Origin of the sequence: Nostoc mirabile CHAB5784 (assembly GCF_020829645.1) — a bacterium.
Classification (GTDB): domain Bacteria; phylum Cyanobacteriota; class Cyanobacteriia; order Cyanobacteriales; family Nostocaceae; genus Nostoc; species Nostoc mirabile.
The window spans coordinates 1-21,412 of the sequence record NZ_JAIVFS010000055.1 but is presented as its reverse complement, the minus strand read 5'-3'; the positions used below and the strand labels follow the sequence as shown (position 1 = coordinate 21,412).

20 protein-coding genes and 2 pseudogenes are annotated in these 21,412 nt (G+C 43.0%); 11 read left to right on the top strand and 11 right to left on the bottom strand.

The genetic code is table 11. The features are described 5' to 3' along the window. Positions 1-98 precede the first annotated feature (98 nt). The 3 genes and pseudogenes from dnaK to LC653_RS27565 all read right to left on the bottom strand — a co-directional run bounded on the left by dnaK (position 99) and on the right by LC653_RS27565 (position 4,214). Complete coding sequence (gene dnaK, locus LC653_RS27575; RefSeq protein ID WP_229497856.1) at positions 99-2,057, bottom strand: molecular chaperone DnaK; 1,959 nt, start codon at positions 2,055-2,057, stop codon at positions 99-101. A gap of 225 nt (positions 2,058-2,282) precedes the next feature. Beyond that, positions 2,283-3,031, bottom strand: a pseudogene (grpE, locus tag LC653_RS27570) (nucleotide exchange factor GrpE). Positions 3,032-3,266: 235 nt separating this feature from the next. Further along, positions 3,267-4,214: a hypothetical protein gene (locus LC653_RS27565; protein WP_229497855.1), complete on the bottom strand. Its 948-nt coding sequence runs from the start codon at positions 4,212-4,214 to the stop codon at positions 3,267-3,269. Between the two features lie 399 nt (positions 4,215-4,613). Between LC653_RS27565 and LC653_RS27555 the strand changes: the two genes are divergently transcribed. The 4 genes and pseudogenes from LC653_RS27555 (at position 4,614) to LC653_RS27540 (ending at position 10,093) form a co-directional block, all read left to right on the top strand. After that, positions 4,614-6,620 (top strand): GspE/PulE family protein, encoded by a 2,007-nt coding sequence (locus LC653_RS27555; protein WP_229497854.1) that lies wholly within the window; start codon positions 4,614-4,616, stop codon positions 6,618-6,620. Positions 6,621-6,767: 147 nt separating this feature from the next. Next, positions 6,768-7,898, top strand: a pseudogene (locus tag LC653_RS27550) (type IV pilus twitching motility protein PilT); the annotation flags it as partial. Positions 7,899-8,031: 133 nt separating this feature from the next. Then, positions 8,032-9,255 carry a type II secretion system F family protein gene (locus tag LC653_RS27545; RefSeq protein ID WP_229497852.1) on the top strand — a complete coding sequence of 408 codons (1,224 nt, stop codon included), beginning with the start codon at positions 8,032-8,034 and terminating at the stop codon, positions 9,253-9,255. 277 nt (positions 9,256-9,532) lie between these two features. Continuing rightward, entirely contained in the window at positions 9,533-10,093 is a 561-nt protein-coding gene (locus LC653_RS27540) for a hypothetical protein (RefSeq protein WP_229497851.1), read from the top strand. Between the two features lie 131 nt (positions 10,094-10,224). Here the strand turns inward: LC653_RS27540 and bioU are convergent, their stop codons facing one another. The 3 genes from bioU to LC653_RS27525 all read right to left on the bottom strand — a co-directional run bounded on the left by bioU (position 10,225) and on the right by LC653_RS27525 (position 12,156). Then, positions 10,225-11,247: a (S)-8-amino-7-oxononanoate synthase BioU gene (bioU, locus tag LC653_RS27535; protein ID WP_229497850.1), complete on the bottom strand. Its 1,023-nt coding sequence runs from the start codon at positions 11,245-11,247 to the stop codon at positions 10,225-10,227. A 178-nt stretch (positions 11,248-11,425) separates the two neighbouring features. Further along, entirely contained in the window at positions 11,426-11,914 is a 489-nt protein-coding gene (locus tag LC653_RS27530; RefSeq protein WP_229497849.1) for a PIN domain-containing protein, read from the bottom strand. Further along, positions 11,911-12,156, bottom strand: a complete 246-nt coding sequence (locus LC653_RS27525) for a UPF0175 family protein (RefSeq protein ID WP_229490131.1) — start codon at positions 12,154-12,156, stop codon at positions 11,911-11,913. The genes LC653_RS27530 and LC653_RS27525 overlap by 4 nt, the downstream gene beginning before the upstream one ends. A 414-nt stretch (positions 12,157-12,570) precedes the next feature. Between LC653_RS27525 and LC653_RS27520 the strand changes: the two genes are divergently transcribed. Both LC653_RS27520 and LC653_RS27515 read left to right on the top strand, forming a co-directional pair. Further along, on the top strand, positions 12,571-12,816 hold the full coding sequence (locus LC653_RS27520; protein WP_229497848.1) for a DUF433 domain-containing protein: 246 nt from the start codon (positions 12,571-12,573) through the stop codon (positions 12,814-12,816). Continuing rightward, positions 12,800-13,123: a DUF5615 family PIN-like protein gene (locus LC653_RS27515; protein ID WP_229497847.1), complete on the top strand. Its 324-nt coding sequence runs from the start codon at positions 12,800-12,802 to the stop codon at positions 13,121-13,123. The genes LC653_RS27520 and LC653_RS27515 overlap by 17 nt, the downstream gene beginning before the upstream one ends. Before the next feature lie 37 nt (positions 13,124-13,160). Here LC653_RS27515 and LC653_RS27510 read toward each other — a convergent pair whose 3' ends face one another. The 4 genes from LC653_RS27510 to LC653_RS27495 form a co-directional block, all read right to left on the bottom strand. Continuing rightward, positions 13,161-14,177 (bottom strand): RNA-guided endonuclease InsQ/TnpB family protein, encoded by a 1,017-nt coding sequence (locus LC653_RS27510; protein ID WP_229497884.1) that lies wholly within the window; start codon positions 14,175-14,177, stop codon positions 13,161-13,163. A 66-nt stretch (positions 14,178-14,243) separates the two neighbouring features. Further along, the gene (locus LC653_RS27505) at positions 14,244-14,936 is read right to left on the bottom strand and encodes a Uma2 family endonuclease (protein ID WP_229497846.1); all 693 of its coding nucleotides are present in this window, start codon (positions 14,934-14,936) and stop codon (positions 14,244-14,246) included. Between the two features lie 64 nt (positions 14,937-15,000). After that, entirely contained in the window at positions 15,001-15,771 is a 771-nt protein-coding gene (gene panB / locus LC653_RS27500; protein ID WP_229497845.1) for a 3-methyl-2-oxobutanoate hydroxymethyltransferase, read from the bottom strand. A 110-nt stretch (positions 15,772-15,881) separates the two neighbouring features. Next, positions 15,882-16,988 carry a ligand-binding sensor domain-containing protein gene (locus LC653_RS27495; protein WP_229497844.1) on the bottom strand — a complete coding sequence of 369 codons (1,107 nt, stop codon included), beginning with the start codon at positions 16,986-16,988 and terminating at the stop codon, positions 15,882-15,884. An 853-nt stretch (positions 16,989-17,841) separates the two neighbouring features. Between LC653_RS27495 and LC653_RS27490 the strand changes: the two genes are divergently transcribed. Beyond that, entirely contained in the window at positions 17,842-19,272 is a 1,431-nt protein-coding gene (locus LC653_RS27490; RefSeq protein ID WP_229497843.1) for a form I ribulose bisphosphate carboxylase large subunit, read from the top strand. Between the two features lie 7 nt (positions 19,273-19,279). Here the strand turns inward: LC653_RS27490 and LC653_RS27485 are convergent, their stop codons facing one another. Further along, positions 19,280-19,450: a hypothetical protein gene (locus LC653_RS27485; RefSeq protein WP_229497842.1), complete on the bottom strand. Its 171-nt coding sequence runs from the start codon at positions 19,448-19,450 to the stop codon at positions 19,280-19,282. A 38-nt stretch (positions 19,451-19,488) separates the two neighbouring features. Here LC653_RS27485 and rcbX point away from each other — a divergent pair, with 38 nt between their 5' ends. From rcbX to LC653_RS27465, 4 genes are all read left to right on the top strand, one after another. Then, on the top strand, positions 19,489-19,896 hold the full coding sequence (gene rcbX / locus LC653_RS27480) for a RuBisCO chaperone RbcX (RefSeq protein WP_229497841.1): 408 nt from the start codon (positions 19,489-19,491) through the stop codon (positions 19,894-19,896). 46 nt (positions 19,897-19,942) lie between these two features. After that, the gene (locus tag LC653_RS27475) at positions 19,943-20,281 is read left to right on the top strand and encodes a ribulose bisphosphate carboxylase small subunit (RefSeq protein ID WP_229497840.1); all 339 of its coding nucleotides are present in this window, start codon (positions 19,943-19,945) and stop codon (positions 20,279-20,281) included. Positions 20,282-20,413: 132 nt separating this feature from the next. Next, a complete protein-coding gene (locus LC653_RS27470; RefSeq protein WP_229497839.1) occupies positions 20,414-20,680 on the top strand; it encodes an AAC(3) family N-acetyltransferase in 267 nt (88 codons plus the stop codon). A 36-nt stretch (positions 20,681-20,716) separates the two neighbouring features. Further along, positions 20,717-21,304, top strand: a complete 588-nt coding sequence (locus LC653_RS27465) for a GDSL-type esterase/lipase family protein (RefSeq protein ID WP_229497838.1) — start codon at positions 20,717-20,719, stop codon at positions 21,302-21,304. Positions 21,305-21,412: the final 108 nt, after the last annotated feature.

Sequence of the window (21,412 nt, the reverse complement as noted above, 5' to 3'; positions counted from 1 at the left end):
GTGACAAGATGACTTGTTGAGTGAGAACTTGCAACAAGTCACCTTGTCCCCAATTCTCCTTGTCCCAAAGTCCTCTGCCTCTTGCCAATGCCCAACCCCTAATCTATCGCCTCATAATCAACCTGGGCAGTACTTTCTTCGTCAAAATCAAAGTTGAATTGTGGTATTAGTGTGCCATTCATTGGTGAGTCTACTTCTGGAGTAAATAGACTACCTGAAGCCTCTTGAGTCTCCTCATTTTGGCTGTTAGCTCGGTTATAGACATCAGCACCAATTGCAAACAGGGTTTGTTGGAAGTCGTCTAAGCGCTGCTTAAATTCCACAGTGGAGATGCTGGAGTCAATCATTGCAGCTTGGAGTTGTGAAACTTTTTCACTGGCCAAAGTTTTCATTTGGTCGCCGATAAAGTTGCTATTATCCTTGATGGTGGATTCGTAACTGAACAACAGATTATCTGCTTGGTTTTTGAGTTCAACCAGTTCTTTACGTCTTCTATCTTCTTCAGAAAACAGTTCGGCCTCTTGGCGCATCCGTTCGACTTCGTTGGTACTCAAACCACCTGTATTGGTAATCCTGATACTCTGTTCTCTACCTGTACCTTTGTCTTGGGCAGAAACCTTCAGGATGCCGTTAACATCGATTTCAAAGGATACTTCAATTTGTGGCACACCACGGGGTGATGGGGGAATTCCTGCTAGCAGAAACTTGCCGAGACTCTTGTTATCTCGTGACATTGCCCGTTCACCTTGGAGGATGTGAATTTCCACCGAGGTTTGCCCATCAACTGCTGTGGAAAAAATTTGTGATTTACTAGTAGGAATTGTGGTGTTGCGTTCAATAATTTTGGTGAACACTTCACCCAAGGTTTCAATTCCCAAGGACAGAGGGGTGACATCCAATAGTAAGAGATTATCGACTTCGCCACCCAACACACCTGCTTGGATAGCCGCTCCCAATGCTACAGCTTCGTCAGGGTTGATGGAGCGATCGGGAGCTTTGCCATTGAAAAACTTAATCAGCGCGTTTTGAACTGCGGGAATACGGGTAGAACCACCTACCAAAATAATCCGATCTATGGCTTGTGGCTTGAGATCCGCATCTTTGAGCGCTTGGATCATTGGTTCGATGGTACCTTCAATTAATTTGCCTGCCAGTTCTTCAAATTTAGAACGGCCCAGTTCCATCTCCAAATGCTTTGGCCCAGTGTCATCAGCCGTTATAAATGGCAAGTTGATGGAGGTATTCACCATGCTGGAGAGTTCAATTTTTGCCTTTTCTGCTGCCTCCCGCAGGCGTTGCAGTGCCATCTTATCTTGGGAAAGGTCGATTTTCTCTTGTTGCTGGAAGCGTTCCATCATCCAAAGCACGATCGCATTATCAAAGTCGTCTCCACCTAAGTGGTTGTTACCACAAGTTGCCTTAACTTCAAAAACGCCATCCCCAAGTTGCAGAATTGATACGTCAAAGGTTCCGCCTCCCAAGTCAAATACTAAAATTAGCTGCTCTTGGTCTTGCTTGTCCAATCCGAAAGCTAAAGCCGCAGCGGTTGGTTCATTGATGATTCGTAGGACTTCTAGTCCAGCAATCGTGCCAGCATCTTTAGTTGCTTGTCTTTGGGCATCTGTGAAATATGCTGGTACGGTAATCACTGCCTGAGTGACTTCCTCACCCAAAAAGCTTTCTGCATCCTGCTTGAGCTTTTGCAGGATCATGGCGGATAGTTCTTGTGGCGTGTAATTTTTTGAGCGAATTTGGACATCAACGGTATCATCTCGACCTTTGATGCAGTTGTAGGGGACGCGATCGCGTTCTATTTCAGTGTCTTCCCAACGCCGCCCGATAAATCGTTTAATACTGTAAATTGTGTTTTCGGCATTGGTTACGGCTTGGCGCTTTGCCAATTGACCAACCAAGCGATCGCCACTCTTCCCGAATCCCAGAATACTTGGAGTAGTTCGTCCACCTTCAGAATTGGAGATCACCAGTGGTTGACCGCCCTCCAAAACTGCGACGCAACTGTTAGTAGTGCCTAAGTCGATCCCAATAACTTTTCCCATAATTATCAGTATTTTTACCGAGTTTATCTGCTGTAATATGTCGCGGACTAACTTTTTTTACGAACCAAGGCTAGCGGATAACGTCTGTGGAACCCTTATTGCTGGTAGCAAAAGAGAAGTTGAAACACAGAGAGTTATCCAAAGCCTTGCCCAAATTTTAGGTACGCGATGCTCGTCCTTGCTAGAACCCAGGCACTTTAGGTCAGCGAGGCGAGCGATTACAGCTTAACTGTTGGCTTGACTCGACTGATCTTCTGGTGCAGCAGGGCTATCTTCCTTGGGAGCAGCTACTTTGACCATTGCATGGCGTAGCACGCGTTCGCCCAAGTAATATCCGCGCACTAACTCTTCTAACACTGTTCCTTCAGGATGTTCATCCGTAGGTTCGCGCATTACTGCTTCATGGAGGTTAGGATCAAATTCTTGACCTTCAGGACGCATTGGTGATACACCCAAGCGTTTCAGGCTATCTACTAATTGTTTGTAAACGCCTTGGTAACTTTTGTGCATGGTCATTTCGCCTTCAGATTGCGGTTTGAGGTGCGATCGCGCCCGCTCAAAATTATCGACTACTGGCAGCAATTCCAAAATGGTGTTCCGCTTGATCTGTGTCTCTAGCTCTTCTTTTTCTTTGCTGGTACGTTTCCGGTAATTCTCAAAATCAGCGGCAATCCGCATATATTGAGTACTACGTTCTTCTAGTTGCGTTTTGAGAGAGTCAATTTGTTGAGTCAGTTCTGCCAAAGCTGCTGTTTCCACTCCAGTTTTCTCACTTGCAGCGACGCTATTTTCTGGATTGAGATTAGCCGTATCCCCCGATACATTAGTTTGGGCTGTCACTTGCTCTGTCACCTCGCTACCAGATTCATTGAAATTAATTTGGGCTGGGGAGTCACTCTTCATTGCTTGCTTTACCTCTGTTGGTTCACCCAATTGCTGGCTTGTATGTTTATCTGTTTATTTTCATCCATCATTGTCCACTCATTCCAGATGCTTTCTATGGCAGTGTATCTCCACAGCTTGCAATCGTCGTCATTCACGGCTTGCCACTGAGGCTGATTTTGTTGCCGACAAGTTTCTGAAAATGATGTAACCGTCCTTTTATTGTGACAAATGGTGAACACGTTAGCGTAGACCCCACTAAGGCGGTAACCCGAACGAGGATTATCATTATCTTCAAAGGCTTTGACAATTAGCTGAGACTTTTAACTACAACTGCGATACAATTGCTGAAGCTGAATACTGACTGGGTTGGCTATCATTCTTTGTTAAAGTAAGAATTGCCTGCCAAGACTTGCCCTTTTTGTCTTTTAGCATCCAAACACTCAAGATAAGCGATTTACCGGATTTAGCATCAATGCGTGTCCAGCCTGCTTGTTTAAATTGGGCTTCATAATGAGAAGCAAGGGCTTGACTATCTAGCTCAGTTTTCAACGTCGCCTTTGAAATCAAACTATCATTACCAACTCCAGACCCATAGGGGCTTACACTTATGCTGGTTTTAGGTGGAGCGCTCAATAAAGGCATTGGTGCTATATCAAATCTTTCGGCTGCATTAAGGTACCGTTGCCGGAATTTATCAGAACATGGGTTGTTTGCATTGTTGTAACTATGACCAGCACTTAGAATAAGAAAACCAGAGTTCAGTAGCAAGCTTACATCTGTAAAAGTATTTGACCATCGTCGAGTAATGATCGACAAGAAAGGTCCAATTGAAGTCTTGCAGAATGTCGAACGTTCAGGAAGCGTTGAGTCTGTTGAAACAAAGCCGCGATTGGCTGTACGTGAGAATGCATCTAGGCTTTGCCATCCAGCAGACAAAAGCTGTTCTCGGTAGAAAGCTTGTACTTGTTCGGGTGATTGAGAAGCATCTAGGAAAATCTCAAAACTTTCTTGTTTGTCTGCGTTGTTATATATAATACTAGCAGCGACTTTAGCACCATTTGGCAGTGGTAAATTTGTGGGTAATTCTTTTGGCAGTTGTCCGACTAGCAACTGCAATTGCTTACCAGTATAAGCATTGAGCAGCCGCTGAACCAACTCCTGTGGCACGACCTCCGAATTAGGTGGTTTTGTTTGAGCGTCGGCTTGCTCTATTACTAATGGAAAAGATCCAATAATTAAGGCAAGAGTTACCAAAAATTGCTTTAAAGACATGAGTCATCTCCTCTAAAAAACATTAATTCTTTAGCAATACCTTCGCCAAAAAAAGAGCAAACTTTGATCACGCACAACGTCATAATATTCCTACTATAGATAACAAAGCAATCGCCAAACATTTAGAGGCTTTATTAAGCCTAACAATTTTGGTTTAACAAAATTATTATAAACAGTTAGGATTACGAGATAGAATTTTGAATTTATCGTTAATGGTGGCAGCAGTATTAAGTTTATTGATTGAGCGAGTCTTTTTCACTCAGCATTTAGCAAGAACTTTCAGAGGCGGCTTGGGTTCCTCAGAAGTTGGGTGACTCAGGACTTTTGTCGAAATGAGAATTCTGTCTCGCAGCCTGGGAATACTTTAAGCAGAGGTTTCCCCAAATCAATTGCTCATTTATGACTTACTCGTCACCACAACGGCGCAGTACCGCTCTAACTACCAGAACAGAGTTTTCGCCCTTTGGCAACAAGCTAGTGCAATCTGGCTATGTCAATACCGAACAGATGAGGCAGGCACTAATTGAAAGCCGCAAATCTGGCAGACCCTTAACGGAAGTACTAGAGTCAATCACTGGGCAACAACTATCACCTGAGTTGCTCAGGCAATACAAAAAACAGCAGCTATTTGAACTAAAAATACTATACGGTGTTGAATTCCTTGATCCGGAAGTCAATTCCTTTGGCAACACGGAGATGGCGAACCTGATTGAAACCCTCATCCCAGTGGATATCTGTCGTCGCCACCGTTTAGTACCACTATCGAAACACGAAGACCAAACCCCGCCCTCAGTTTTAGTGGCGATGGTCGCTCCAGATAATCTAGAGGCTTCTGATGACCTGAATCGCATCTTGCGCCCCCAAGGCTTGGCGTTGCAGCGCATGGTGATTACACAGGAAGACTACCAACAGCTAATCAACCAATATTTGGATGAAATGGCTGTTAAGCAAAAGCACCTAGAAAGAGAAAACTCTACAGATATTAGTCAGGATTTAGAAAATCTCGGAAATCTCGATATTGAAGATGCTCCTGAAGAAATGGAGGCTGATCTAGGGGCAGCGATGAAGGGTGCAGAGGATGCCCCAGTTATCAACCTAGTCAACAGAATCCTAGCTAAAGCCTTGCATGAGGGCGTTTCTGACATTCATATCGAACCGCAAGAAGAAAACTTACGCATTCGCTTTCGGAAAGATGGCGTACTGCGTGAAGCTTTCCCCCTAATGCCGAAAAAAATCATCCCGGCGGTGACAGCCCGATTTAAAATCATTTCCAATCTAGACATTGCTGAACGCCGTCTACCCCAAGATGGACGCATCAGGCGGCTGTTTGAGGGACGTAAGGTGGACTTCCGTGTGAATACCTTACCCAGTCGCTACGGGGAAAAGGTGGTGCTGCGGATTTTGGATAACTCCTCCACCCAACTGGGATTAGATAAGTTAATTACTGATCCAGAGACTTTAAATATTGTCAAGGATATGGTTAGCCGTCCTTTTGGTCTAATTTTGGTAACTGGGCCAACTGGTTCTGGGAAAACAACTTCACTATATTCTGCATTATCAGAAAAGAATGATCCCGGAATTAATATTAGTACTGTAGAAGACCCCATTGAGTATAGTCTTCCAGGGATTACTCAAGTACAGGTGATTCGGGAAAAAGGGCTGGATTTTGCTACCGCTCTGCGGGCTTTCTTGCGGCAAGATCCAGATGTGCTGCTGGTGGGTGAAACGCGGGATAAGGAAACGGCAAAAACAGCAATTGAGGCTGCCTTGACCGGTCACTTGGTATTAACTACTTTACATACTAATGATGCCCCAGGTGCGATCGCTCGTTTGGGAGAAATGGGGATTGAGCCTTTCATGGTTTCTAGTTCCCTAATTGGCGTTTTAGCTCAACGTTTGGTGCGGCGTGTATGTTCTGAATGTCGTATTGCCTACATTCCCACAACCGAAGAATTGGGTCGTTATGGTCTATCAGCTTCCTCAGATGTTGGAGTTACTTTCTATAAGGCTAACACCTTGACATTAGATGCGATCGCCGAAGCCAAAACCAAAAATCAGCTTTGCTCAAAATGTAATGGGATCGGCTACAAAGGGCGTTGTGGTGTTTATGAAGTCATGCGAATCACCGAAAACCTGCAAACTCTCATCAACGAAGATGCACCCACGGAACGCATCAAGGAAGTGGCAATAGAAGAGGGCATGAAAACTTTGCTGGCTTACAGTTTGGACTTAGTGCGCCAAGGTTCCACCACTCTAGAAGAAGTAGAACGGGTGACGTTTACTGATACTGGTTTGGAAGCCGAGTTAAAAGCCAAACGCAAGACTGGTCTTACCTGCCGGACTTGCGAGGCCACATTGAAACCAGAATGGCTCGATTGTCCCTACTGTATGACATCTCGGTTTTAAGGCTAATAGTCATTGGTCATTGGTCATTGGTCATTAGTCATTGGTCATTGGTCATTAGTCGATGTTTAGTAACTTTAAACAAATGACGACTGATAAAGGACAAAGGACAAATAACAAAGGACAAATAAAACATTAAAAGGAAGCAGAACTATGGAAATGATGATTGAAGACCTGATGGAGCAGTTGATTGAAATGGGTGGCTCGGATATGCATTTATCCGCAGGTTTGCCTCCCTACTTTCGTATCAGTGGTAAACTCACCCCCATTGGTGAGCATGTATTAACAGCCGATCAATGTCAAAGGCTGATTTTTAGTATGCTCAACAACACCCAGCGTAAAACCTTAGAGCAGACCTGGGAATTGGATTGTTCTTATGGTGTTAAGGGTTTGGCTCGCTTCCGGGTGAATGTCTATAAAGAACGTGGTGCTTATGCCGCTTGTTTACGGGCATTAAGTTCTAAAATTCCTAACTTTGAAAAATTAGGTCTGCCAGATATAGTGCGGGAAATGTGCGATAAGCCCAGAGGACTTATTCTAGTCACAGGCCCTACAGGTTCCGGCAAGACAACTACCCTAGCGGCAATGATTGACTTGATTAACCGCACCAAGGCAGAGCATATTTTAACGGTGGAAGATCCGATTGAATTTGTCTATGAACCAATTAAAAGCTTGGTTCACCAACGGCAACTGGGAGAAGATACTAAGAGCTTTGCTAATGCTTTGAAAGCAGCTTTGCGGGAAGACCCAGATATTATTCTGGTAGGGGAAATGCGCGATTTGGAAACGATTTCTTTGGCGATTTCCGCAGCAGAAACAGGACACTTGGTATTTGGTACGCTACACACCAGTTCCGCCGCCCAAACTGTTGACCGGATTATCGACGTTTTCCCCCATGAAAGACAAACCCAAGTGCGGGTGCAATTGTCTAACTCGTTAGTGGGGGTATTTAGCCAAACTTTAGTATCCAAGAAAAACCCTAAACCTGGTGAATATGGTCGGGTAATGGCTCAAGAAATTCTGATTGTTACTCCTGCTATTTCCAACTTGATTCGAGAAGGCAAAACATCTCAAATTTACTCGGCTATTCAAACTGGCGGCAAATTGGGAATGCAAACTCTGGAGAAGGTTTTAGCCGATTTTTACAAAGCAGGAACGATTTCCTTTGAAGCGGCGATGTCTAAAACTTCTAAGCCAGATGAAATCCAACGTCTCATTGGTACTTCTGTACCGCCCCAAGCAGCAAGTGCGAAACCCGGTGCGGCTGCCAAAGCGCATTAGAGGAACTGGGGAGATGAGGGAGATGAGGGGGATGAGGAAGTTGCAGTAAGTCTTTTCCTTGTGCCCAATGCCCAATGCCCAATGCCCCATGCCCAATACCCAATAATAAATAACGACTATTTTGAATTGATTTATGCCAACCTACGTTGCCCGTGTTCGGGATTCTCAAGGAAAATCCCGAACAGAAAAAATTGTTGCCGAATCCTTGGCGCAAGCTCGTACTAATCTCAGAGATCAAGGTTTTGTAGTCCAAGAACTCAAACAATTTCAAGGATTTCAGCCGAATTTTGATTTAAAAAAAATCCAGAATTCCTTTGTTAAGGTTTCTGTGAAAGACAAAGCCGTTTTTTCCCGTCAATTTGCCGTTTTGATGAATGCGGGAGTTGCGATCGTTAGAAGTTTAGGAGTACTTTCCGAGCAGTGTAGTAATACTAAACTCAAACAAGCCCTAATTGAGATTAGCAACGATGTTCAAAGCGGAATGAATCTTTCAGAGTCAATGCGGAAGCATCCTGACTGCTTTGATGGATTATATGTGAGTATGATTCAAGCTGGCGAAGTTGGTGGTGTTCTAGACGAAGTATTGAATCGTTTAGCCAAGTTGTTAGAAGATGTTGCCCGCTTACAAAACCAAATTAAATCAGCATTATCTTATCCCAGTGTTGTGGGTTTTATCGCACTTGCTATCTTTCTCGGTATGACCATTTTTCTGATTCCTGTTTTTGCGAAGATTTTTACAGAAATTGGAACTGAATTACCACCTCTAACGCAATTTTTGATGGATGCTAGTCTATTTTTAAGAAGTTCGAAGGTTTTCGTGCTTATCGCTGCCCTTATAGGATTGAAAATTGCCTTTACACAATACAGTAAAACTCCTGTCGGTCGCTTAACAATTGATCGTTTTTCCCTCAAGATGCCATTGTTTGGTGACTTAATTCAAAAATCTGCGGTTGCCCGCTTTAGCCGAACTTTTGGTTCTTTGACTCGTTCAGGTGTACCAATTTTAACTTGCTTGGAAATTGTCCGAGATACATCAGGAAACCTAGTGATTGCCAATGCGATAGACGCAGCCCGTATAGAGATTCAACAAGGAGGTATGATTAGCATTGCTCTACAAAAAGATAGCGTTTTTCCGGCTATGGCAATTCAGATGATTAGTATCGGAGAAGAAACTGGAGAATTAGATGGAATGTTGATGAAAGTTGCCGATTTCTATGAAGATGAAGTCGAGCAAGCAGTAAAAGCAATGACCAGTATTTTGGAACCAGTTATGATTGTATTTGTAGGGGGAATGGTTGGAACCATTTTGCTAGCAATGTATTTACCTATGTTTAAGGTATTTGAAAAAATGGGATAAAAGATTAAAAGTTAAGAGTTATATCATGTCCGCATAATCGCTTACGATATGTCATTGCGAATGCAACGAAGTGAAATGAAGCAATTCCCTTGACTTTGGGATTGCCGCGCTTCGCTCGCAATGACATAAGTACTAAGTCGGACATGATATTATAAGTTACGAGTTAGGAATTAAAACTTTTTATTTCTAATTTTTAACTGCTAACTGATTAATTTTATTCTTAACTCCTGTACAGACGCGATTAATCGCGTCTCTACTCCTCACTATTTAATAAACTATGACTGTGCAAAAATCTCACTACGAAGCGAGTTTGGCAGAGTACAGCAATCATCTAGCTGCGATCGCCTTACTAAACCAATATCGGCCATACTTGGAGATGATTCCCAGTCTGCGCCGTCCAGATGAAAGTGTCATCACTATCCCCTTGCCAATTGTCCGCCTTCGCAATACTGCTACAACAGCCTCACAAACGATTTGCTTACCTTGTGATGTGGCAATTTTGATGTGCGATCCAGAGTGGAAAATCAAAACTGGAGCAGAAATCCTAGTCTTTATTCATCGTGCTGATGAAGACTTTTCTGATTTGTTAGGACGTTGGCGAAAAACTCAAGTTTGGCTAGACAATGATTATGAGTGGTTGATGCCTCTTTGTCACAGTCATATTTTGAGTGAAGGAGCTAATACTATATATCCTCTGTTTGTCGTTTTTAATGAGACTTTAGAACGCATCCAACGAGGACTCGTAGGAGCGGAACTTCCATTTATTATACAAGCATCAGATTCGCTACTTGAGGAGAATTCCACAGATATTTTCTCTCCAGAACTCCCACCGGCTTAGAAAAGTTAGGAATTAATAGTGAGGAGTTTTGAGTTTAAAATCGCAAGTTTGGAGCATATTAAGAGACTCAAAATTTGCGATTTTATATTTTTAACTCCTAACTCTTGTACAGACGCGATTAATCGCGTCTATTACCTCACAAATTGGGGCATAATTTCAGCAGCAGTGAATATTCCATAAATGCCGCGTTGGTGCAATTGTCTACCAGCTTTGAGATAGCCAAAGGCAGGGCCGCAGACATTAGCTGCCATACTAGTTTCATCTCCCAGAGTAAAGGTATGGGTGGAAATCTTACCTTCAAAGGTGCGCCCTGTTACCTTAACGTTAGTGCTGAGAGGCTTTTTAGGATTGCGAGTATCGACTACACCACCAACAGTAACGCGATCGCGCCCCACTATTCCCGCTACCTCTAGCATCACATCATCAGCGTGTTCCATATTCGTCAAGGTAAGCACACCATTAGTTTTATCTAGTAATGCTTCTACCTCGGCATCAGTCATCGCCCTGGCAGTTTCCACTGTATAACCAGGGATATGTCCAATATCTTCCCGAACGGTGGCGCGGTAAGCTTCCCAGTTGGCAATTCCCACCCCAAAGGTGATTTCGACTTGATGAATTTCGGCGTAACTTTGGGCGGCTAAAGCTGCTGCGGCGGTTAACAGTCCGGGTGTAGCACCACAGCCTGTCATATAGGTAATCCCGGCTGCAAGCAGTTCTTCTTTCATCGCCAGTAGTTGTTCTACAGCAGTGGTGCGCTTAATCGCATCTACTAGCACCCCACGCCAACCAGATTTGATAAACTCTTTGGCAACAGAGGGGATAAAATCATTTGGCAAGTTGGGTAAAGCCAGAAAATACCCATCCACAGGTTGAGCTATTTCAATTACATCCTGAATACTTTGATTTGTTAATGTACCAACTGGCTCTAAATGACCTACCGAACCTTGGGACTGGTAGGTTGCAATGCATTCTTGAGTATTTAAACCTTCAGCAGCGTAAGCGTAACCTTTTTGATCTGCTGCGGCGACTAAAATCATTTCCTGTTTAGCAGCAAGTACCTTGGCGGCGGCTTGTCCGAGTCCGCCGAAACCTAGTACTCCTATGCGTATCGCTGGCGAAATATTTAGAGAATTTTTGACTTTTTCAGAATTCATAGTCAATTAGTTAAGTTGAATCAAAAGCCTTTAGCATTCGGCATCTCAGTTTCCGGCTTGTAACTGGTGGCTGATGGCTGATAGCTCAAAGCTATAGAGGTTAATTATGATTCATTATCCTGGGTTCTTTGGCTGACTGATATTTTTTTTATGTAAGGTACTTGTACAGTATCAAAAATTAATTTTCATCAACAAGCTGTAAAACCCTCTCGTATAAAGGTTCAGCCACCCAGAATCCTGCTTGGTTAATTAGAGCATCTAACAGAGGTTTCACGGCAGAAATTAGCTTTTGACTTTTAGCTTCAACCAAGATTCCTAAAATCCCTGTGTAGCTGAGATTTACTTTAGCCGCAACCATACGACCACGACGTTCATCAATCAAAACTTGATCTGCTTTCATTTCCAGTGCTAGAGCGATCGCTTCAGCTTCACCAATATCCAGTTCATTGCTGAATGCTTCAACCAGTATACGATCTTGAACTAGACAAGTTTGAATCCAGATAAAAGTTTGTACTTCAGTTGCACCTACAACTGGAAAGTTGGGATCAGTTAGTTCTCGGTAGACAGCTTCAGGAATTAGAACTGTTCCGTAAAGCTGTTGTAGTAAATGAAGATGGTTAATGGCGGCGAGGTTATTGATGGGCGAAGTATCACTGACAATGATCACAGTCTACCCATCGTCCGCAAGTTTTCTATATCTTGTTCAAAATCCTCCACACCGTAATGCACTGAAATTTGACGACTTGCAAGTAGATGCTGAAATGCTATACGATTCATGCCTGCAAATCGACTGGCTTGAGCAAGGGTTAACTTTTCTTTTTGAAAGAGCATCACCGCAATTTCCTGCTTCATTTCGCCTTCAGTCATCCGAGTTGCGGTTAGTATTTCATTAGGAATGACGACGTTCATAATTACAATCCTCTCTATCACTACTATTCTAAGCAGCTTTCCGCAGCTATGCAGGTTAATACATCATTGGAGCAAACGGACTAGATATAGGACGAAAAGCGATCGCCTATTGTAGTGTAAACACTGATGACTCTGATGAACAAAAAGCAGTTTTAGATACTTTGGCTGAAATTTTTGCTGAATAATGTGTCTAAGAATCGCACACACCGGATGGTTATGAGATTGCAACTGTAATCGTTAGTTATCTCAAGCAAAGTTTCTGTGTTCAAAGCGATCGCCTATTGTAGTGCCCACGATGGTTTAATAAATTATAGAGTGCCATATTTACAACGATGATCTGCCTACGTTTACAGTAGTAGTAATTCCGAGTTAGGATCATAGCGAAATATTGACAAATAAATGTCTAGAGTTTTTATGGTACCGACATCGCGTATTGTTCACAGTGACCCCGATATATTAGGGGGAACTACTGTCTTTGTTGGAACTCGCGTACCAATTAAGACCTTGCTTGATTATCTAGAAGCAGGTGATTTCCTAAATGAGTTTTTAGATCATTTTCCCAGTGTTAGCCGTGAGCAAGCGATGTCTACGACGGGCTACGCCTACGCAGCACTGGAATTAGCAAAAGAAATGCTGACTGCTTATGCGAATTCTGCTTGATGAATGTGTTCCACGTCCTCTCAAACGTGAACTCAAAGATTACGAAGTACGCACAGTTGTCGAGATGGGATGGTCAGGGAAAAAGAATGGTGAACTTTTGCAACTGATGAAACAACAAAGTTTCACCATACTTACTACAGATCAGAATTTGCGATACCAACAAAACTTAGAACAAGCAGGAGTTGCGGTTATTGTGTTAATCGCATCCAAAAATCGTCTTCCTGATTTAATGCCTCTGATACCAGAAGCACGAAAAGTTCTAAATGCCATCGTTCCGGGTAAGGTCATAGAAGTAAGACTTTCGTGACGTACCTACACTTCTCTGACGAGTAAGTGTAGGCTTCTCAGAGACTCTTCAATGAAGACATAATCTGAGCTTTTAGATCGTGCGTCCCACGATTCTTTATATTTATCGCTGCATTTAAATCTCTACATAAACTTACTTTGCAGCTAGAGCAATTGTGCATTCTTTGAGATAAGGACTTTTTGACCTTGACACCACAACTAGAACATTCAAGACTTGTGCCATTTGGATTTATTGCTATTAGTTTCAGCCCAGCATTTTCGGCTTTGACTGTCAATATAGAAATAAATTGACCCCATCCGGCATCATTTATACTTTTAGCAAATTTAGTTTTAGCTAGTCCTTTGATATTCAACTTTTCTACTGCAACAACATCATACTTTTTCAGCAGATTTTTTGTTGTTTTGAAGTGGAAATCAATTCTTGTATCAGCAACTTTTTTGTGCTGAATAGCCAACTTTTTGATCGCTTTATTGCGTCGGTTAGAACCTTTTTTTCTACGAGAAACACGACGTTGTGCTGATTTTAGTTTGCGTTCAGCTTTACGTAAGTACTTAGGTGCCGCAATTCTTTCATTATCTGAAGTGACAACAAAATCTATTAATCCTACGTCAATGCCAACAATATTATTAGCATCAAAATCAGGCTTAATAGTTGGGACTGTTTTATCATCCAGACTCAGAGTAACATAATATCCATTTGCCTTTTTGGTGACAGATACAGTTTTGATATTAAAACCGTCAGGTATCTGACGATGAACAATGACCTTTACAGTACCTATCTTTGATAGTGTTATTTTATTATTTTGAAAATGCTCCTTTTGGAATTGTGAATAGGTGAAAGTCTTGTACTGACCAACACCTTTGAATCTAGGTTTACCGGATTTTTTGCCATTACTATCACCTTTTAGCCAGCGCTCAAAAGCCAGTTCAACTTTTTTGGGTACTTCTTGCAATACCTGAGAATGAACTTCTTTGTACCAAGGTCTGTCTATTTTTAGTTGAGTTAAAGAAGCTTTTTGATTGTAATAATTAGGTTGCTCTTTTAACTCTGGTATATGACAAACAATAAGTGAACATCTATCGATAGAACAACGATTTTGTTCATACCAGTGAAATCACAATTATAAATTATCTGTATCAATTCCCTTTTCTTTGAGTTTAGCTAACAATTCTTGATAGCGATCGCGCTCTTTTTCTAATTCTTGTAAAGCTGCTTCCTTTGCTTGGCGTTCTTGTTCCCGCAACTGGTCAATTTCTACGGGTGTCAAAAACTTTTGTCCGGTGGGAGAAATAATTTCCAGGGTATCCGGTGTTAATGTAAAACAGATTCCCAAACGCGGACTTACCCAGCCATTCATCTCTTCAATGACTTCAAAACTATCCCCAGAACGGAGCAAGCCATTTAAATCGTTCTTAGCCGGATCATAAATATAATATTCTTCCACGCCGTAACGCTGGTAAAACTGCAATTTTTTGGTCATTTCTTTGAGGGTGTTACCTGGCGATAGAATTTCAAATACTACCTGTGGGGGGATATTCTCTTCATCCCATTGTAAATAAGAACCCCGTTTTCCTTTTGGTCTGCCAAAGACCACCATTGTATCCGGCGCTTGTTTAATATTCGGGCTTCCTTTAACTGGATACCAAAACAAATCTCCGGCGATAAATACATCATGCGATGCAAATAGGATTTCTAAATTTTCTTTAATTTTGACAATCCATGCAAATTGTTCCGTATTATCCGCCATTGGCTGTCCGTCGCTTTCCGGGTAGATGACTTCAATGGTGGTTCCTGGTGTGACTTGTTGTACCATTGCAGCACCTCCAAGTATGGGGTTTAGTAGTCATAGAAATTTTGACTCAACTTAGATTCTACTATTATGGAAATTTCCGATCGCGCACTTCCACGGCATAATCTTGCACGGCTTTGGTAATCGTTTCTCGCAAGTTTGTATAAACTTTGGCAAAAGGTGGATGCTTTTCGGTAAGTCCGAGGACATCAGAGGTAACTAAAACTTGTCCATCGCAGTGAGTTCCTGCACCGATACCAATTGTCGGAATGCTCAATTTTTGTGTAATCTGCATTGCCAAATCTGCGGGTATATGCTCTAAAACTAGAGAAAATACACCTGCTTGTTCGAGAGCGATCGCTTCAAGTAAAATTCTCTCACTCGCTTCTTGCGTTTTCCCTTGTTGTCGCAAACCGAGTTGATGTACTGATTGCGGTGTCAAACCGACATGACCCATTACCGGAATTCCAGCTTGTACCAAACGAGCAATAGTTTCTGCGATCGCTGGATAGCCACCTTCCAATTTTACCGCTTGAGCGCCCGTTTCCTTCAGTACCCGCCCAGCTGAGTGCATCGCTTGTTGGAGACTTTCTTGATACGTCAAAAATGGTAAATCTACAACCACTAATGCCCGTTTAACCCCACGGCGCACAGATTTGGCGTGGTATATCATCTCATCCAAAGTTATCGGCAGTGTTGTTTCATACCCTAGAACTACTGCCATAGAGTCACCTACAAGGATTAAGTCTACACCAGCTGCATCGATGAGTTGAGCGATCGCATAATCCCAGGCGGTCAACGCCACAATTGAACGTCCCTGTTGTTTCCATTGAATTAATTGCTGGGTAGTGATTGCCATTTTTAATTAGGGGATAGGGGATAGGGGATAGGTGATAGGGGATAAGTGATAGGTGATGGGCTATTAGAAAGAATTCAGTCCCCTGTACCCTGTAACCTGTCCCCTAATCCCTACTTAACAGCGCGACTGAAAGCAATATGGGGTTTTGCACTACTCGTTTTGGGCATCAACCAAGCTAGACCTTCACTAGTGCCAATCCATAATTTATTAGCTATGTCAGGTGCAAGGGCAAGAACCCGACTAGAAGGAAGTCCAGCAACTTGTGCATCTAACACAGCTCCTGTATTTGGATTTAATCGTAACAAACCATTGTTAGTCCCGACCCACACACTACCATCTTTAGCAAAACGTATCGCCGTCACGTCACGCCCACGCAGGCGAGTTACAGACCGCAACACTGCACCAGTTTTTGGGTTAATAACTAGCAAATTATTTGGCATTCCCGCCCAAATTAATCCTTCTGGACTGATAGCTAAAGCTTGGACAGTCGTCCCTGGCAAATCGGCTATCTGCTTCACAATCGCAGCACTAGCAGTATTTACCCGCACCAATCCATCAAGAGTGCCAACCCACAGTTGACCTTCAGCATCTAAAGTCAAGGTATTGGCGCTGACACCAGGCAGATTTTTTAATGTTGTCATAATCAAGCCTTGGTCGGGACTAATTAGGGCTAAACCACTATCAGTTCCAGTCCACAAATAACCCCGTTTGTCAACTAACAATGACAACACCCGTTTAGAAGGCAAAAATAAATTCTGCGCGGTGATTTCACTAGTACGGGGGTCTACTCGGAACAATCCATCATAACTTCCTACCCACAAACGTCCTACTTTGTCTTGAGCTAAAGCACCAATAGCAACATTCGGTAAACTAACACGAGAAATAATCTTGCCGGTTTTAGGATCAATCCGCGATAGTCCTCGCCAAGAACCGACCCAAAGATTGCCTGTAACATCTCCCAGTAAGTTACCGACACGATAATCAGTTTGTGGCGAATTTTCTTGCACTCCCCGCTCATCTGGCAAAGGTTCTACTCGCGGTGGCGGTGCAGAAGGTGGGTAAGCAGGGGTGACATCAGATGAATTAATATCAGGGGTTTTTTGTGCCCATCCTATACTCGGCAAAGCTATTAACCCCAGCAAAATAGAAGTAGTCAATAAACTAGTACGCTTGCAAAACAATACCACGGTGACATTTCCTTTGGAGACAGTACCCAACAGCCGTTACCTAAACTGGCTTTGGGTTAGTTCCAGTGTTCCCCTAGTCAGAATTTTTTAAACGTCATCTGGAATTTTCCTCAAATTTAATAGAATTGGGCATTGAGGAAATAATTCTTATAACTCCTAACTCCTAACAGACGCGATTAATCGCGTCTCTACTCCCCACTCCCCACTCCCCACTCCCCACTCCCAAAAAGCTTCTTTACAGTTATTGATGACACCTTGTAAAGCATCTGTAACAAAATGTTAAATCTTTATGTAATAACAAAATTAAATATATAAGTTAAAAACTTTCAAAGAATAACTTATCGAATTCTTGATATATTGTGGAATAAGTTACAGATTACGTGGTGTGCAATTTTTTATCTTTCGCTCACCACTCTGCTAAATCTCTGTCAAGTAAATTCTTTTCTGGTATCTTTTCCATCAACGGAGAAGATAGAAGGAGTGTAAAGGCGGGAATGTGTGCCAGCCAGGCCAATCCCCTGAATACCCCGATTTGTAGGGGAATTATCTAAATCAAGCCGCAAAAAGCGGAAGTTTTGGTGAAATTGAGAAGGTTTAGTCGGGTGCGAAGAAGAGGTAAAAAAGAATTTTGATTCGTAGGAAGAGGGAACAGTAGAAGCGCTAGGTCGTGTACCCCTAGAAGGGGATAACACTGGTGAGGAGGGCTACCACCGCTACCAAAGTGTCCGCCGCAAAAAAACTGCTACCCTTTGCCAAAAACAACCCTTAACAAAAATTTTTCCTGATCTCCTCCCCAATGAAGGGGGGAAATAACTGGGTGAGGGGAAGTTGCACAAAACGTGATTTGATAATTAACAAGAGTGATTTCAGGGAAGGATAAAATATGTCTTACGCTCAAACGAAGACTCAGAGCAAGTCTGGGTATCAAGCCGGGGTTAAAGATTACAGACTAACTTATTACACACCCGATTACACACCAAAAGATACCGATCTTCTAGCTGCGTTCCGCATGACACCCCAGCCTGGTGTTCCTCCCGAAGAAGCAGGTGCGGCTGTAGCGGCTGAGTCTTCCACAGGTACTTGGACAACTGTATGGACAGACTTGCTCACCGACCTCGATCGCTACAAAGGTCGTTGCTACGATATCGAACCAGTTCCCGGTGAAGACAACCAGTACATCTGTTACGTTGCCTATCCTCTGGACTTGTTTGAAGAAGGCTCTGTAACCAACGTTTTGACCTCAATTGTCGGTAACGTATTTGGTTTCAAAGCTCTGCGGGCACTGCGTCTAGAAGACATCCGTTTTCCAGTAGCTTACATCAAGACCTTCCAAGGGCCTCCTCACGGTATCCAAGTTGAGCGCGACAAGTTAAACAAATACGGTCGTCCTTTACTGGGTTGTACCATTAAGCCCAAATTGGGTCTTTCCGCTAAGAACTACGGACGCGCTGTATACGAGTGCTTACGCGGTGGTTTGGACTTCACCAAAGACGACGAAAACATCAACTCCGCACCATTCCAAAGATGGCGCGATCGCTTCTTGTTCGTAGCTGAAGCTATCAGCAAAGCCCAAGCTGAAACCGGTGAAATCAAAGGTCACTACCTAAACGTCACCGCTCCTACCTGTGAAGAAATGCTGAAACGGGCTGAGTACGCTAAAGAACTCAAACAGCCCATCATCATGCACGACTACCTCACCGCAGGCTTCACCGCCAACACCACATTGGCTCGTTGGTGCCGTGATAATGGTCTGTTGCTGCACATTCACCGTGCTATGCACGCTGTAATTGACCGTCAAAAGAACCACGGTATCCACTTCCGTGTATTGGCTAAAGCCCTACGTTTGTCTGGTGGTGATCACATCCACACCGGTACAGTAGTTGGTAAGTTGGAAGGTGAGCGCGGCATCACAATGGGCTTCGTTGACCTGTTGCGTGAAAACTACATTGAGCAAGACAAGTCTCGTGGTATTTACTTTACCCAAGACTGGGCTTCTCTACCTGGTGTAATGGCAGTTGCTTCTGGTGGTATCCACGTATGGCACATGCCCGCGCTGGTAGAAATCTTTGGTGATGACTCCGTACTACAATTCGGTGGTGGTACTCTGGGTCACCCTTGGGGTAACGCTCCTGGTGCAACCGCTAACCGTGTCGCCTTGGAAGCCGTTGTTCAAGCTCGTAACGAAGGCCGCAACTTGGCTCGTGAAGGTAACGATATCATCCGCGAAGCTGCCAAGTGGTCTCCTGAACTAGCTGTTGCTTGCGAACTGTGGAAAGAAATCAAGTTCGAGTTTGAAGCAATGGATACCGTCTGATCAAAAGTTAGGAGTTAGAAGTAGAGACGCGACGCCAGTCGCTACAACGGGGAGCCACTCCGTTGGGCGGCTTTGCCGACTTGAAGGAAGTGGCGTGGGAACCCCCGCAACGCGCTGGCTCATTAATCGCGTCTGTACAAGAGTTAAGAGTTAGGATTTGCATTAATTCATAACTCATAACTCATAACTCATAACTCTTCAGGGCTGGGGTCAAGCATGAATCTTAAGCAAATTGCGAAGGACACAGCCAAAACTCTCCAAAGCTATCTGACTTATCAGGCTCTAAGGACAGTATTGGCACAGCTAGGCGAAACGAATCCTCCATTAGAACTTTGGCTGCATAACTTTTCTGCTGACAAAATTCAGAATGGTGAATCATACATTGAGCAACTGTTGCGAGAAAAACCAGATTTGGCTTTGCGAATCATGACTGTCAGAGAACACATTGCGGAAGAAATCATCGAATTTTTACCGGAAATGGTTCGCACTGGCATTCAGCAAGCCAACATGGAACAGCGTCGCCAGCATTTAGAACGCATCACACGAATAGACGCATCTAACCCCAGTCTGCAACCAGAACAGCAAGCAACTTCAGATCCGAATTTGGATAACTTATCTAATTAGTTCGGTCAACCTAGTAGTAAAAATCGCAACCCATTATCAAAAAGCTATGCAAACTTTACCAAAAGAGCGTCGTTACGAAACCCTTTCTTATCTGCCACCCCTGTCTGACGCTCAAATTGCCAAGCAGATCCAGTACATTTTGAATCAAGGTTACATTCCAGCGATCGAGTTTAATGAAACTTCTGAGCCAACAGAATTATATTGGACAATGTGGAAGCTGCCTTTGTTCGGTGCTAAATCTACTCAAGAAGTATTGAGCGAAGTTCAAGGATGCCGTTCTCAATTCAACACCAGCTATATCCGTGTTGTGGGTTTTGACAACATCAAGCAGTGCCAAATTCTCAGCTTTCTTGTTCACAGACCCAACAAAGCTAACAGATACTAAAGCCAGCTAGCTTTAAGTAATTAGTTTATCCCCACAGGAGAGGTAGAATTATCTACCTCTCCTATTTATTAACTAAAGAATCATAAAAATTCTGGCAAACCTCACTATTCAGTCCCAGGAATTTTATGCAATATGAGTGAATCAAAAGTAATTTTAAATACACCATCATCTCGTACTCGTCAAAGTTTGGCTAAGGACTTGTTGGACGCAGGTTTAACTCCAGGTATGAATGTGATAGTACACTCTTCTCTTAGTTCGCTGGGATGGGTTTGTGGCGGTGCAGTCGCAGTAGTTCAAGCACTGATGGATGCGATGCGCCAGCAGGAACTGGTTGACAACTCATCCCAGATAAACCTCTCAATTAAAAGGCAATTTTATCATATTAAAATCTGGATTTGAAAGCAAAAATTTAAGAACTTAGACGGCACAGAAGTAATGAGTTCGGTACATATACCAGAAGTTAGAATTTGTTTTGTTGGGGACTCTTTTGTTAATGGTACTGGCGATCAAGAATGTCTTGGTTGGACAGGGAGAACATGCGCTAATGCTAATAAAAAAGGTTATGACATTACTTACTATAATTTAGGAATTAGGCGTGATACGAGTACTGATATATCAAAGCGTTGGTTACAGGAAGTATCATTGCGATTACCGAAAGAATATGATGGCAGAGTTGTATTTTCTTTTGGATTGAATGATACAACATTAGAAAATGGTAAAACTCGTGTAGATTTGGCAGATTCTATCAAAAATGCCCGTGAAATTTTAAGTGAAGCTCAAAAGTTATATCCTGTTTTGATGGTTGGCCCTGCACCCTACGCAGAACAAAAAGATAGTCAAAGAAGGCAGAGAACTATAGATTTATCCAACCAATATGCTTCTCTTTGTCAAGAATTAAATGTACCTTATTTAGACATTTTTCCGATATTAGAAAAATCAAATATCTGGATTAATGAAGCAAGAGCCAATGATAGTGTTCATCCTAGAGCAGGCGGTTATGCAGAATCTGACTTTTCCCGTTAAGTCTTGAAAGGCTTACTGATAAAGGATTTAACAAACAGCACAGCATATACGGTAGAGTAATTGAAATCGGGTGCTAAAGGTAACAAGCAATGCTGGACTGGTGGGAGA

Bases quoted from the DNA above. Each gene is read 5' to 3' on its own strand.
- dnaK (WP_229497856.1), bottom strand. From the start codon at position 2,057: ATGGGAAAAGTTATTGGGATCGACTTAGGCACTACTAACAGTTGCGTC.
- LC653_RS27565 (WP_229497855.1), bottom strand. From the start codon at position 4,214: ATGTCTTTAAAGCAATTTTTGGTAACTCTTGCCTTAATTATTGGATCT.
- LC653_RS27555 (WP_229497854.1), top strand. From the start codon at position 4,614: ATGACTTACTCGTCACCACAACGGCGCAGTACCGCTCTAACTACCAGA.
- LC653_RS27545 (WP_229497852.1), top strand. From the start codon at position 8,032: ATGCCAACCTACGTTGCCCGTGTTCGGGATTCTCAAGGAAAATCCCGA.
- LC653_RS27540 (WP_229497851.1), top strand. From the start codon at position 9,533: ATGACTGTGCAAAAATCTCACTACGAAGCGAGTTTGGCAGAGTACAGC.
- bioU (WP_229497850.1), bottom strand. From the start codon at position 11,247: ATGAATTCTGAAAAAGTCAAAAATTCTCTAAATATTTCGCCAGCGATA.
- LC653_RS27525 (WP_229490131.1), bottom strand. From the start codon at position 12,156: ATGAACGTCGTCATTCCTAATGAAATACTAACCGCAACTCGGATGACT.
- LC653_RS27520 (WP_229497848.1), top strand. From the start codon at position 12,571: ATGGTACCGACATCGCGTATTGTTCACAGTGACCCCGATATATTAGGG.
- LC653_RS27515 (WP_229497847.1), top strand. From the start codon at position 12,800: ATGCGAATTCTGCTTGATGAATGTGTTCCACGTCCTCTCAAACGTGAA.
- LC653_RS27505 (WP_229497846.1), bottom strand. From the start codon at position 14,936: ATGGTACAACAAGTCACACCAGGAACCACCATTGAAGTCATCTACCCG.
- panB (WP_229497845.1), bottom strand. From the start codon at position 15,771: ATGGCAATCACTACCCAGCAATTAATTCAATGGAAACAACAGGGACGT.
- LC653_RS27490 (WP_229497843.1), top strand. From the start codon at position 17,842: ATGTCTTACGCTCAAACGAAGACTCAGAGCAAGTCTGGGTATCAAGCC.
- LC653_RS27485 (WP_229497842.1), bottom strand. From the start codon at position 19,450: ATGAGTTATGAATTAATGCAAATCCTAACTCTTAACTCTTGTACAGAC.
- rcbX (WP_229497841.1), top strand. From the start codon at position 19,489: ATGAATCTTAAGCAAATTGCGAAGGACACAGCCAAAACTCTCCAAAGC.
- LC653_RS27475 (WP_229497840.1), top strand. From the start codon at position 19,943: ATGCAAACTTTACCAAAAGAGCGTCGTTACGAAACCCTTTCTTATCTG.
- LC653_RS27470 (WP_229497839.1), top strand. From the start codon at position 20,414: ATGAGTGAATCAAAAGTAATTTTAAATACACCATCATCTCGTACTCGT.
- LC653_RS27465 (WP_229497838.1), top strand. From the start codon at position 20,717: ATGAGTTCGGTACATATACCAGAAGTTAGAATTTGTTTTGTTGGGGAC.